At 69.7% G+C, this 11,488-nt stretch carries 16 protein-coding genes; 6 read left to right on the forward strand and 10 right to left on the reverse strand.

Translation table 11 applies throughout. The annotated features are described in order from the left end of the window. Positions 1–46: 46 nt before the first annotated feature. Both ACFYWJ_RS06510 and ACFYWJ_RS06515 read left to right on the forward strand, forming a co-directional pair. Positions 47–1,081: an ATP-binding cassette domain-containing protein gene (locus tag ACFYWJ_RS06510; RefSeq protein ID WP_355275428.1), complete on the forward strand. Its 1,035-nt coding sequence runs from the start codon at positions 47–49 to the stop codon at positions 1,079–1,081. Continuing rightward, on the forward strand, positions 1,078–1,857 hold the full coding sequence (locus tag ACFYWJ_RS06515) for an ABC transporter permease (RefSeq protein ID WP_355275035.1): 780 nt from the start codon (positions 1,078–1,080) through the stop codon (positions 1,855–1,857). The genes ACFYWJ_RS06510 and ACFYWJ_RS06515 overlap by 4 nt, the downstream gene beginning before the upstream one ends. A gap of 51 nt (positions 1,858–1,908) precedes the next feature. Here ACFYWJ_RS06515 and ACFYWJ_RS06520 read toward each other — a convergent pair whose 3' ends face one another. From ACFYWJ_RS06520 to ACFYWJ_RS06530, 3 genes are all read right to left on the reverse strand, one after another. Beyond that, positions 1,909–2,607, reverse strand: coding sequence for a zf-HC2 domain-containing protein (locus ACFYWJ_RS06520; RefSeq protein ID WP_355275033.1), 699 nt, complete (start codon positions 2,605–2,607; stop codon positions 1,909–1,911). After that, positions 2,604–3,113, reverse strand: coding sequence for a sigma-70 family RNA polymerase sigma factor (locus tag ACFYWJ_RS06525; RefSeq protein WP_218718536.1), 510 nt, complete (start codon positions 3,111–3,113; stop codon positions 2,604–2,606). The genes ACFYWJ_RS06520 and ACFYWJ_RS06525 overlap by 4 nt, the downstream gene beginning before the upstream one ends. A 68-nt stretch (positions 3,114–3,181) precedes the next feature. Beyond that, positions 3,182–3,820, reverse strand: coding sequence for a YqgE/AlgH family protein (locus tag ACFYWJ_RS06530; RefSeq protein ID WP_355275032.1), 639 nt, complete (start codon positions 3,818–3,820; stop codon positions 3,182–3,184). A gap of 106 nt (positions 3,821–3,926) precedes the next feature. Here ACFYWJ_RS06530 and ACFYWJ_RS06535 point away from each other — a divergent pair, with 106 nt between their 5' ends. Then, the gene (locus ACFYWJ_RS06535) at positions 3,927–4,688 is read left to right on the forward strand and encodes a 1-acyl-sn-glycerol-3-phosphate acyltransferase (RefSeq protein WP_355275030.1); all 762 of its coding nucleotides are present in this window, start codon (positions 3,927–3,929) and stop codon (positions 4,686–4,688) included. Here ACFYWJ_RS06535 and ACFYWJ_RS06540 read toward each other — a convergent pair. Beyond that, the gene (locus ACFYWJ_RS06540; protein ID WP_355275028.1) at positions 4,682–4,993 is read right to left on the reverse strand and encodes a GNAT family N-acetyltransferase; all 312 of its coding nucleotides are present in this window, start codon (positions 4,991–4,993) and stop codon (positions 4,682–4,684) included. The two genes, ACFYWJ_RS06535 and ACFYWJ_RS06540, sit on opposite strands and share 7 nt — an antisense overlap. A gap of 83 nt (positions 4,994–5,076) precedes the next feature. Between ACFYWJ_RS06540 and ACFYWJ_RS06545 the strand changes: the two genes are divergently transcribed. Next, positions 5,077–6,204: a glycerate kinase gene (locus ACFYWJ_RS06545; RefSeq protein WP_355275026.1), complete on the forward strand. Its 1,128-nt coding sequence runs from the start codon at positions 5,077–5,079 to the stop codon at positions 6,202–6,204. Between the two features lie 6 nt (positions 6,205–6,210). Here the strand turns inward: ACFYWJ_RS06545 and ACFYWJ_RS06550 are convergent, their stop codons facing one another. After that, entirely contained in the window at positions 6,211–6,582 is a 372-nt protein-coding gene (locus ACFYWJ_RS06550) for a helix-turn-helix domain-containing protein (protein ID WP_355275024.1), read from the reverse strand. Between the two features lie 94 nt (positions 6,583–6,676). Between ACFYWJ_RS06550 and ACFYWJ_RS06555 the strand changes: the two genes are divergently transcribed. Further along, positions 6,677–7,603, forward strand: a complete 927-nt coding sequence (locus ACFYWJ_RS06555; protein WP_355275022.1) for an NAD(P)-binding domain-containing protein — start codon at positions 6,677–6,679, stop codon at positions 7,601–7,603. 52 nt (positions 7,604–7,655) lie between these two features. Here ACFYWJ_RS06555 and ACFYWJ_RS06560 read toward each other — a convergent pair whose 3' ends face one another. The 3 genes from ACFYWJ_RS06560 to ACFYWJ_RS06570 are packed head-to-tail and all read right to left on the reverse strand — an operon-like array spanning position 7,656 to position 9,650. After that, the gene (locus ACFYWJ_RS06560) at positions 7,656–7,892 is read right to left on the reverse strand and encodes a helix-turn-helix transcriptional regulator (RefSeq protein WP_232995771.1); all 237 of its coding nucleotides are present in this window, start codon (positions 7,890–7,892) and stop codon (positions 7,656–7,658) included. Then, entirely contained in the window at positions 7,882–8,724 is an 843-nt protein-coding gene (locus tag ACFYWJ_RS06565) for an ABC transporter permease (protein WP_355275020.1), read from the reverse strand. Before ACFYWJ_RS06565 ends, ACFYWJ_RS06560 begins: the two co-directional genes overlap by 11 nt. After that, positions 8,721–9,650: an ABC transporter ATP-binding protein gene (locus tag ACFYWJ_RS06570; protein WP_355275018.1), complete on the reverse strand. Its 930-nt coding sequence runs from the start codon at positions 9,648–9,650 to the stop codon at positions 8,721–8,723. The genes ACFYWJ_RS06565 and ACFYWJ_RS06570 overlap by 4 nt, the downstream gene beginning before the upstream one ends. A gap of 180 nt (positions 9,651–9,830) precedes the next feature. On the opposite strand from ACFYWJ_RS06570, the gene ACFYWJ_RS06575 reads away from it, so the two are divergent. Next, complete coding sequence (locus ACFYWJ_RS06575; protein WP_355275426.1) at positions 9,831–10,277, forward strand: nitroreductase family deazaflavin-dependent oxidoreductase; 447 nt, start codon at positions 9,831–9,833, stop codon at positions 10,275–10,277. Here the strand turns inward: ACFYWJ_RS06575 and aroQ are convergent. Continuing rightward, the gene (aroQ, locus tag ACFYWJ_RS06580; protein ID WP_355275016.1) at positions 10,274–10,723 is read right to left on the reverse strand and encodes a type II 3-dehydroquinate dehydratase; all 450 of its coding nucleotides are present in this window, start codon (positions 10,721–10,723) and stop codon (positions 10,274–10,276) included. The two genes, ACFYWJ_RS06575 and aroQ, sit on opposite strands and share 4 nt — an antisense overlap. A gap of 15 nt (positions 10,724–10,738) precedes the next feature. Continuing rightward, positions 10,739–11,320: a hypothetical protein gene (locus ACFYWJ_RS06585; protein WP_355275014.1), complete on the reverse strand. Its 582-nt coding sequence runs from the start codon at positions 11,318–11,320 to the stop codon at positions 10,739–10,741. Between the last annotated feature and the right edge of the window lie 168 nt (positions 11,321–11,488).

Below are 11,488 nucleotides of genomic sequence, written 5' to 3' on the forward strand. Positions count from 1 at the left end.
GCACTTATTCGCAGTAATGAATGAAATTCTCTGGAAAGGGATGACCATGGTCAACTCGGCCATCACGGCTCGGGGCCTGCGCAAGGCCTACGGCGAGCACACGGTCCTCGACGGCATCGACCTCACCGTCGCCGAGGGCACGATCTTCTCCCTGCTCGGCCCCAACGGCGCGGGTAAGACCACCACGGTGCAGATCCTCACCACGCTCATCCGCGCCGACGGCGGCGAGATCGCCGTCGGCGGCCACGATGTGGTGACCGAACGCGACGGCGTCCGCGAGCTGATCGGCGTCACCGGACAGTTCGCCGCCGTCGACGAACTGCTCACCGGCCGCGAGAACCTGCACATGATGGGCGATCTCAACCACCTGCCCCGGCGCGACACCCGCAGCCTGGCCACCGAGCTGCTCGAGCGCTTCGACCTGGTCGAGGCCGCCGACAAGCCGGCCAGTACCTACTCCGGCGGCATGACCCGCAGGCTCGACCTGGCCATGACCCTGGTCGGCAATCCGCGGGTGATCTTCCTCGACGAGCCGACCACCGGCCTCGACCCGCGCAGCCGCCGCGCCATCTGGGACATCATCCGCGGCCTGGTCGACGACCTCGGCGTCACCGTCTTCCTCACCACCCAGTACCTCGAGGAAGCCGATCAGCTGGCCGACCGCATCGCGGTGCTCGACCAGGGCCGCATCGTCGCCGAGGGCACCGCGGCGGAACTGAAGCGGCTGATCCCCGGCGGGCACATCCGCATCGACTTCGCCGATCAGCGGGCCCTGGCCGCCGCGCAGTACGCGCTCGGCCCCTCCGCGCGGGTGCTCGACGCGGGCGACGGTCTCACCCTCGCAGTCCCCAGCGACGGCGGCGTGCGCTCGCTGCGCGCGGTGCTCGACCTGCTCGATGCCGAGAACATCGAAGCGGGCGGCATCTCCGTGCACACCCCGAACCTCGACGACGTCTTCCTCACCCTCACGGGCAGGAGCGCTCAGCGGCCGGAGGCGGAAGCGGAGCGTGACCACGCAGGCCGCCAGCTCCTGCCCCATGACAACAGCCGCGCCACCACCGAGCAGGAGTCCCTCGCATGAGCACCACCACCGTGGCGAACAAGCACGCCTTCGCCGACACCATGACCATGTTGCGGCGCAACATCATCCACGCCAAGCGCTACCCGAGCATGGTCTTCGGCATCCTGATCATGCCGACCGTGCTGCTGCTGGTGTTCAACTACGTCTTCGGCGGGGCACTGGAGAAGTCCTCCGGCGGCGAGTACATCGACTACCTGGCGCCGGGCATGCTGCTGTTGCTGCCCGCGTACATGACGGTGTCGGTGGCCGTCTCGATCGCCACCGACAAGAGCAAGGGCATCGTGAATCGCTTTCGGGTGATGGCGATCTCGCAGTCCTCGATGCTCACCGGGCACGTGTTCGGCGCGCTCATCCAGGCGCTGGGCGGCATGGCCGTGATGACCGGTGTCGCGCTGCTGATCGGCTTCCGGCCCAACGCGAACCTGGTCGAATGGGTGGCCGCCTTCGGTCTGCTCACCCTGGTGACCTTCGCCTTCACCTGGCTCGCCATCGCGCTCGGCCTGCTCTCGCCCAACCCCGAAAGCGCGAGCAACGCACCGTTTCCCATCGTGATGATGCCGTTCCTCGGCAGCGGCCTCGTCGCCACCGACACCATGCCGGTCGGCCTGCGCCAGTTCGCCGAGTACCAGCCCTTCACCCCCATCACCGAGACCCTGCGCGGGCTGCTGATGGGCACCGAGATCGGCGTCAACGGCTGGGTCTCGCTGGGCTGGTGCGCCGTGATCGCCGGTGGCGGCTACCTCTGGTCGAAGTCCATCTTCAGCAAGCAGAGCTGAGTTCACGTCGCGAGGCCCCGGAGGGATTCCCTCCGGGGCTTTCGCGTGTGCTCAGATCTGGGCTTCCAGGATCGTGCGGCCCGAGTTGATCGAGGTGATCTCGACCTTGCTGATCGACTCGGGGGGCGCGTCGATGGTGCGGTCGACGGTGAGCTCGGTGCCGGGGCCCGCGGGCCACTGGTCGAGTTCGAAGCGCTGCTCGCCCGCGGTGACGACCAGGCCGTAGGTCCAGCTGTAGCCGGAGCCGTAGCTGCTCGGCGCGTAGCGGCAGGTCATCACCAGGCGGGTGCGATCGCCGTCGCGCACCAGCTTCACCTCGGCGCTGACCGGTGTCTGCTCCACCGCCCGCATCTGCTGGGCGGCGACGACCTGTTCGGCCGGGGCGTCCGAGCGGGCGACGGTGACCGTCACCGGGATGGCGATCGCCACGGCGGCCGCGGCGGCCGCGACCGCGCTGCCGATCCCGATCCAGCGATTGCGCCGCCGTCGCTTCTCGGCCGCGGCGGCCAGCGAGGGGAGCAGGTCGGGGGCCGGGGCGGCGGTGGGGTCGGTGGCCTCGATCATCGACAGCGCGGTGTCGCGATCGACCAGCGCGAGCATGCCCGGCATGCCCGCCAGGTCGGCGACCGCTTCGGTGCAGTGCGGGCAGTCGTGCAGGTGCGTCTCGTACTCGCGGCGCTCGTCGGCGCCCAGGGAGCCGAGGACGTAGGCGGCGTCCCAGGTGCTGTACTCGTCGAAGAGATCGGTCATCGGTTCGTCACCCCCATCTCCTGTAAGGCCAAGCGCATGGCGCGCATGCCGTAGTGCAGCCGCGACTTCACCGTGCCCGGCGGAATGCCCAGCTCGTCGGCGATCTGCTGCATGCCCAGACCGCGGTAGTAGGCCCGCACGATCACCTCGCGATGATCCTGGCTCAGCGTGCTGAGCGCGTCGGCGACGAGCCAGCCGTCCAGCGCCCGGTCGGACTGGTCGGGACTCACCTGCTCCGGCGGTGTGTCGGTGCCGAACTCCCGGCGATGTCGCGCGCTGCGGTGTTCGTCGACGGCTAGATTACGGGCCACGGTGAACAGCCACGCGCGCGGTGAGGTCTCGGTCTGCTCCAGCACCGCGGGCCGCTGCCAGGCCCGCAGCAGCGTCTCCTGCACGATGTCCTCGGCCCGGCCGGGATCGCGCACCAGGCCCAGGGTGAAGCGCCACAGCGCGGGAGCGTGCTCGGCGTAGAGCGCGCGCATCAGTTCGTCGCGACCGTCGTCCATCGGCGGTCCGGATCACTGCTCGTCGATATTCATGGTGTCACTCCTGATCTGTCGAAGGAGTAACGGGATCAGTTGCGTTCGAGTTCAATCGGGTGCGTCGCGAGCAAGGACAGCGGCAGCGGCTGGCGGCGCAGCACGCTCGCCCACAGATCGTGCCGGTCGGTGGCCAGCGGATCCGACGGCAGCGCCGAGACCACGATCCAGTCGTCGTTGTCGAGTTCGCCGTCGAGCTGGCCCATCGACCAGCCCGCGTACCCGGCGAAGATCCGGATGCCCTCGACCAGCGGGCCGATCTCGGCCGGATCGGCGTCCAGGTCGACCAGCACCACCCGGCCGTCGACCCGGCGCAGGCCACGCACCTCGGAGATGTCGGCGCCGGTGCGCAGGGTGCCCAGGCACAGGGCCGCGTCGCGTTTGACCGGCCCGCCGATGTAGAGGTCGGTGGGCTGGGCGGCCAGCTCGGCCCAGGCGGGCAGGACGTCGAGGACCGGGGTCTCGCTCGGCCGGTTCAGCACCACGCCGAGGCTGCCCGCGTCGTTGTGCTCGATGACGTACACCACGGTCCGCCGGAAAGTCGGTTCCACCAGGTCGATCGCCGACACCAGCAGGTTGCCCGCGCGGACGCCCACCGCCGGTTGCCCGTGCCGCCGGTCGTCGCCGTGCCCGTCGCGAGTCCGTCGCTCGTCCGGGTCGTCTCCGCGTGCCACCGAGTCATCATCGCATTGGACCGGTGTCGCGCGCTCCCCGCAGACCGCCACGCACCGGAAATTTTCTGGTCCGACCGGCCGCGGGCCCGCCCGGTAGGGTCGCGGCATGCACTCGCCCGAGGTCCTTCTCGAAAACAGTGACGCCGTGTACGACTACTACCAGCGACATCAGCAGAACCGCTGGCAGGCGCTGGCGTCCTATGCCGTGCTGGCCCGGCGGTTCCGTCCGCGGGTGGCCTTCGCCGACGGCGCCGAGCAGCGGCTGAAGGCGCTGGTGCGCAGTGGGCGCCCGGTGATCTTCGCGATCAATCACCTCTCCACCAGCGATCCGTACACCGTCGCCGCGACGGCGTGGCGCTCACCGCTGCGCCGCAAGATCGGCCGGGTGCGGGTGCTGGCCAAGGACGAACTGTTCGTCGATCCCGAGCAGCGCCGCAAGGTCGACATGATGGGCGGCATCCCGGTGTTCCGTGGCAAGGACCACGGCATCAGGGCCGTCAACGCCGCGGGGCAGCGCATGATGGATGTCTGCGCGCAGCGCCTGGCCGCCGGTGATCACCTGGCGATCTTCCCCGAGGGCACCTGCAACGACGTCGACCCGGCGACGGTGCAGTCCGTCGGCAGCGGGATCGGTCATATCGCTTTCCGCGCGGCCAAGCTGGACGCGCCACCGGCGCTGGTCGCCCTGGCGATGAGTTACGGGCCGCGGCCCGACCCGAAGGTCGAGCCGACCGCCGCGGAGGTCGTCTCCGCCCGGTTCTACTTCCGGGAGCCGGTGCTGGAGCTCCCGCAGCGGCCCGCCGACATCGCCCGCACGGTCAAGGACGAACTGCAACTGGCGGTCGACGCCGCCGTCGCGAGCTACTGAGGCAGCCCGAACAGTTCCCGCGCCCGCTGCGGCACCAGCGAGATGTAGGCCGGGTGGGTCTTGACGAAGTGCAGGACCACCGGGCACAGCGGCAGCACGCCGAACCCCTCGGCGCGGCTGGCGTCCAGCGCGGCCTGGGTGAGCACGTTGGCCAGGCCCTGGCCCTCGAAGCGGGGATGGATCTCGGTGTGCACGAGGGCGCGCTCGGCCCCGGTGTCCTGGTACTCGATATAGCCGGCGGGTACCCCGTCGGCGGTGAGTTCGAACCGCTCGAGCGCGGCGTTGTTGCGGACCTCGGTCGCCATGCGTCGAAACTACCCCGGTCCGCGACATTCGACGGTGGCGTCTGTGTATGGCGGGTTTCGGTCCGAGCCCGGACAATGTCGGGATGACCGCACGTGTGGTGCTCGCTCCCGACAAGTTCAAGGGTTCTCTCACCGCGCCCGAAGTCGCCATCGCGCTGGCGGCCGGGATCCGCCGGGCCGCGCCGTCCGTCGACGTGCGCTGTGTGCCGGTCGCCGACGGCGGCGACGGCATGGTCGACGCGTTCGCCGCCGCGGGCTGGCAGCGCGTCGTCGTCCCGGCACCCGGCCCGACCGGGGAGCCGTCGACCGCGGTCTACGCCGTGCACGGCGACACCGCGGTGGTCGAGCTGGCCGCGGCGGTCGGCCTGGTCAAACTCCCCGGCGGCCGGTTGGAGCCGATCCGGGCCAACACGTTCGGTCTCGGGGTGGTGGTCGCGCACGCGCTCGACCACGGCGCCCGCGAGATCGTCCTCGGGCTCGGCGGTAGCGCGTCCACCGACGGCGGCGCGGGGTTCCTACAGGCGCTCGGCCTGCGCCTGCTCGATCGTGACGGTCGCGAATTGCGCGGTGACGCCGCCGGATTCGATGTCGTCGCACTGCTGAGCCGGGTGGTGTCGGTCGATCGCGCCGCGCTGCATCCGGCCATCGCGCAGGCGCGGTTCACGCTGGCCTGCGATGTGGACAACCCGCTGCTCGGGCCAGCGGGCGCGGTGGCCGTCTACGCGCCGCAGAAGGGCGCCGACGCCTGCCGGATGGTGAATCTCGAAGCAGCGCTGACGAATTGGGCCGCCGTCCTCGGCACCGGCTACGCCGAGATCGGCGGTGCCGGCGCTGCGGGCGGTACCGGGTTCGGCGCGCTGGCCGTGCTCGGCGCGCAGGTCCGCCCCGGCATCGATGTGCTGCTCGAGCTGCTGGAATTCCCGGCGCTGGTGGCCGGGGCGAACCTGGTGGTCACCGGTGAGGGGTCGCTGGATCACCAGAGCATGCACGGCAAGGCGCCGGTCGGGGTGGCCGCCGCGGCCAAGGCGGCCGGGGTGCCGGTGGTCGCCGCGGTGGGCCGGACGATGCTGTCGCCCGGGGAGATCCGGGCCGCCGGGTTCGCCGGCTGCTACGCCCTGGCCGACCTCGAACCGAACCCGGCGCGATCGATCGCGAACGCGGCCGCGCTGCTCGAACGCATCGGCGAACGGATCGCGCTCGACCGCTGGTGAGACCCGCTACAGCCCGACCGCGGTGACCACGGGCGCGCTCGGGCGGGTGTTCGCGGCGAGCGTGGCGCGATTGGTGTCGCCCCAGGCCTCCAGGGGTTCCAGCGCGAGCCGCAGGGTGTCGCCCAGGGTGGTCAGCGAGTACTCGACGCGCGGCGGGATCTCCGGGTAGATCTCCCGGTGCACCACGCCCGCGGCTTCCAGCTGGCGCAGGTTCTCGGTGAGCACCTTCTCGCTCACCCCGTCGAGCATCCGCCGGATCTGCCCGAACCGCTGCGGGCCCGCGCCCAGCACCCACATCAGGTGCAGTTTCCACTTGCCGCCGACGACGTCGATCGCCAGGCTCATGCCGCACACATCGTGATCTGCGTCACTGTTCATCGTTGGTGCACCCCTTCCGACCGTATTTCGGACCTCGGGGTAAGCAACCACACCCCGACGTTCGGTCTTCCCGACGATACCCGCGCCGACCACCATGGATTCCGGCGCCGAACCATCGAACCATCGAGAACCGAAGGGGCATCAGATGTCCGAACAGTCCACCCGCTCCGTCTCCGTCCTCGGCCTCGGCCCGATGGGCCAGGCCATGGTCCGCGCCTTCCTGGCGGCCGGCGTCGAGGTCACCGTGTGGAACCGCAGCACCGACAAGGTCGACGCGATGGTCGCGCTCGGCGCGAAGCGCGCCGCCACCGTCGCCGAGGCGCTGGCCGCCAACGAGGTGTCGGTCCTGAGCCTGACCCACTACGCCGCCATGTACGACGTGCTCGGGCAGGCGCCGGAAGCCCTGGCGGGCAAGGTGATCGCCAACCTGTCCTCGGACTCGCCGGAGAAGGCGAGGGCCGGTGCGGCTTGGGTGCGCGAGCGGGGCGCGCAGTTCCTCTCCGGCGGGGTGATGTCGGCGGGCGACAATATCGAGCACCCCGCGTCCTACATCTTCTACAGCGGTCCGCAGGAGGTGTTCGACGCGCACGCCGAGTTGCTGCGCCCGCTCAGCCCGCAGGAGTACCTGGGCGCCGACGACGGCCTGGCGCAGGTCTTCTACCAGGCGCTGCTGATCACCTTCCACCCCTGGTTGCTGGCCTTCGACCAGGCCACCGCGATGATCGCGAAGTCCGGCCACGACATCGCGCAGTTCGTGCCGTTCGCGATCCGGTCCAGCCAGGCCTACCCGTACTTCATGGAGGAGTTCTCGGTGGCCAACCAGAACGGCGGCTGGGCCGATCTGGCCTCGCTGAAGATGATGGTGGCCGGTGCGCAGCACATCATCGACGCCAGCGAGGAGGTCGGGGTCGACGCGGGCTTCTCGCACCTGGCCCAGTCGTACTGGCGCAGGGCGGTCGAGGCCAGCGAGGCGGCGGGCAAGCCGGTGTCGACCTTCGAGCTGATCCGCGGCGCGGCCTGAGCCGGACACGCCGGAACCGTCCGGGCCCGCGGGCACCGGACGGTTCGGGTGGTCAGGCGGTCTCGGCGCCGAGCCGGGGGAACGGTTCGGTGGCGAACACCACCTCGACCGCCACCTCGAAATAGGCCGCGATCCGCAGGGCGAGATGCAGGCTGGGGCTGTATTCGCCCCGCTCGAGGTAGCCGACGGTCTGGTAGTGCACACCCAGCGCCTCGGCCAGGTCCCGCCGCGAGATGCCGCGCTCGGCGCGCAGCATCGCGATGCGGTTGTAGATGACCTCAGAAGGCACGCTGCATCGCCTTGTCCCTGCGCGCCGCCATCGCCGAGCCGGATTCGCGCGCCGCCATCCGGCGCAGGACGACCGGCGCGATCAGCAACCCGGCCGCCGCCCAGAGGCCCAGCACCGCAACGGTTTCCAGGTGCCGCCAGGACTGGCCGAGTTCGACGGCGACGGCGTCGGCGGGCAGCAGCGCCGAGCGCATGCCGAGGCCGAGCCAGTACATCGGGAACACCTGTCCGACGGCTTGCAGCCAGCCCGGCAGCGCGGTGATCGGATAGAAGATGCCGGAGATGGCGACCAGGCCCATCAGCGGGATCGTCAGCAGGAACGACGAGCGGCTGTCGAGCAGGCTGCCCAGGATCGTGCCCAAGGGCAGCACGGCCAGCAGACCGAGCGCCAGTATCCCGGCGAAGGTCGCGATCGCGCCCGCGTCGGTCAGCGAGGAACCGCCGATGATCACCATGCCCACACCGAGCACGATAACCACCTGCGCGAGCACCGCGCCCGCGCCCGCCGTGATCCTGCCGACGAAGTAGCCGCTGAGGCCCTTGGGCACGGCCTTGGCCCGCAGCAGCGTGCCGTCCTCGCGGTCGAGGACGAGCACATTGAGGATCGCGTACAGGCCGTTGAACGCGATGATGGCGCCGAGCAGACCGGGCACGGCCAGCTCGGCGACCGACAGCCCGCTCTCGCCGTACATCTTGTTCCGCAGCAGGAACAGCACCGCGAGCGAGAGCGCCGGGGTGAGGAACTGCCCGATCAGATCGGGGGCGTTGGTGTAGAGCTGGCGCAATTCGATCCCGCCGCGGGCGAGACCGGCGCGAATGGCGGTGACGTTCATCGGGTGACCTCCGCGAGAGTGCGCACCGGCGCGCCCGCGTCGCCGGATTCGGCGCGGCGGACCAGGGCCATGTAGGTGTCCTCCAGGGAGGCCCGGCGGACTTCCAGATCGCCGATGGCCTCGCCGTGCTGTTTGAACAGTTCGTGCACGTACTTGGTCGACTCGGTGGTGGTGTGCACGAATCGCTGACCGTCCACGGTCCAGCTCACCTGGGCCTCGCCCGCCACCGAGCGCGACAGCTCGTCGGGCGAGCCGTCGGCGATGATCCGGCCGCCTGCCAGGATCAGCAGCCGGTCGGCCAGTTTCTCCGCCTCGTCCAGGTCGTGCGTGGTGAGCAGCACCGTGGTGTCCTCCAGATCGGCCAGCCGGTGCACCAGGTCGTGGAAGTCGCGGCGCGCGGCCGGATCGAAGCCCGCCGTCGGCTCGTCCATGAACAGCAGGTCGGGCTTGCCGACGATGCCGATCGCCACGTCCAGCCTGCGGCGCTGACCGCCCGACAGGGTGGAGATCTTGGCGTTCGCGTGGTCGGTCAGGCCGACCAGCTCGATGAGCTCATCGATGTCCCACGGCCGTGGGGTGCGCGCGGTGGCATAGGGCACGTAATACGAGCCGAGATGCTGAAGTAGTTCGCGCACACGCCATTTGGCGTGGTCACGCCACGACTGCAGCACGACGCCGATGCGCGCGCGCCACTGTTCGTCACCGTGTTCGGGATCGGTCCCCAGCACGTCGACCCGGCCGGCCGACCTCCTGCGAAACCCCTCGAGGATCTCGATCGTGGTGGTCTTGCCCGCGCCGTTGGGCCCGAGCATGACGAGTACTTCGCCGCGAGCGGCCTGAAATGTCACATCGTGCAGGACGTCGGTGTCGTCGTAGCGCATCCGAAGTTGTCGCACGTCGAGCACAACGCTGTTACTCGAAGTCATGAGTCCTCCCAGTCATTAACCTTCGATGAGATGTAGCATACGTACTACATTTCATCGCGGCAATACTTCGGCCGAATCGGGCATTTCGGAAAGTGAGAGCAGTGCTCTTGACATGTCGCCGCCGAGCGCGCATGCTTGTACTCAACAGAGAGCAGTGCTCACAGTTCAGGAGTGATCAAGATGGACAACGCGACCCGCTACCTCGGCCCCACCGGCTTCGACCCGATCATGAACAAGATCGCGAACCTGCTGCCCAAGCTGGGGATCAGCGTCATGGGCTCGCGGCTGCTGGCCGTGCGCGGTCGCAAGAGCGGCGAATGGCGCACCACCATGGTCAACGTGATGACCGCCGCCGACGGCGCGCGCTACCTGGTCGCCCCGCGCGGGCACACCCAGTGGGTGCGCAACCTGCGCGTCGCGGGCGACGGTGAACTGCGGCTGGGCCGCAAGGTCGAATCCTTCACGGCCACCGAGATCGCCGATGCCGACAAGGTCCCGCTGCTGCGCCTCTACCTGGAGAAGTGGGGCTGGGAGGTCGGCAAGTTCTTCGAGGGCGTCGACAAGAACGCGACCGATGCCGAACTCGCCGCTATCGCACCGGGGTTCCCGGTTTTCCGGCTGGCCTAGTCTTTGCTCAAGAACTCGATGGCCGCGGCGTAGCCCTGGATGCCGAGGCCCGCGATGACCGCGGTGGCGATCGGGGACACGAACGAGTGGTGCCGGAATTCCTCGCGGGCGTGCACATTGCTGATGTGCACCTCGACGATCGGCACCTCGGGGATCACCAGGGCGTCGCGCAGCGCGACCGAGGTGTGGGTCAGGCCGCCGGGATTGATCACGATGGCCGACACCTCGCCGCGGGCCTGCTGGATCCGGTCGATCAGCGCGCCTTCGTGATTGGACTGGAACGTCACGACCTCGCGCCCGAACCGGGCGGCCGTCCGTTCGCACAGGGCGATGACGTCGTCGAGGGTGTCGGCGCCGTAGATCTCGGGCTGGCGGGTGCCGAGCATGTTCAGGTTCGGCCCGTTGAGCACGAGGATCGGGCCGGTGGCCTGCACGGTGTCTGCCATGCAGGCCACCTTAATTCACAGGCCGGTCGGGCCCTCCGAGCGCAGGTCGTCGACCTTGCGCATGGCCTCGCGGAGTTCCGCGAGCCAGGACTCCGCGTGCTTGCCCGCCAGTTTCACCGTCCAGGCCAGCGCGTCGGCGCGGGAACGGGCCACGCCCGCGTCGATCAGGGTGTCGAGGACCTGGCGCTCGGGCTGCCGAAGCCGCGTCATCACCGGAACCGCGAGGTGGGTGAACAGGATTCGCTCGCCGTCGACCTGCACGCCCCAGGCGACGCTGCGCCCGTAGCGGCGCTGGGCCTCGTCGGCGATCCGCATCCTGGCCGGGCGGGTGGACTCGCGGAAGCGGGCCAGCGCTCCCTCTTTCGTGGCCGCCGAGACCGGCGGCGCGTCGGCGTCGGCCGACTTGGGCTGTGGCACCGGCAGTTCGCCGACGACCACGATCTCGTCACGGTCGATCTCGATCTCGGGCGGGCCGGTGAACCAGTCGTCGGGCAATCGTCCGGCGAACCAGTCGGCGGCGTCGGCCGGGTCGGGCAGGTCTGCTTGCTGCCAACCGCCGGGTCGGCCGAATCCGCGTTCGCGATGGGCGTTCCGCATGGAAATCACCTGCTATCTCTGTTGCGCACGTTGCGATGATTACAAGATTACGCCGATATATGCGTAGCGGTTTATGCTCTGCGTGAACGCGAGTGTTCCCGGTCGGCCCGGGTCGGGGGCGTTGGGTTGAGCGCCGGCCGGGCTGGGTACCCCGACGTTGAATCGCCG

It is taken from the genome of Nocardia sp. NPDC003269, assembly GCF_042888005.1.
Taxonomy (GTDB): domain Bacteria; phylum Actinomycetota; class Actinomycetes; order Mycobacteriales; family Mycobacteriaceae; genus Nocardia.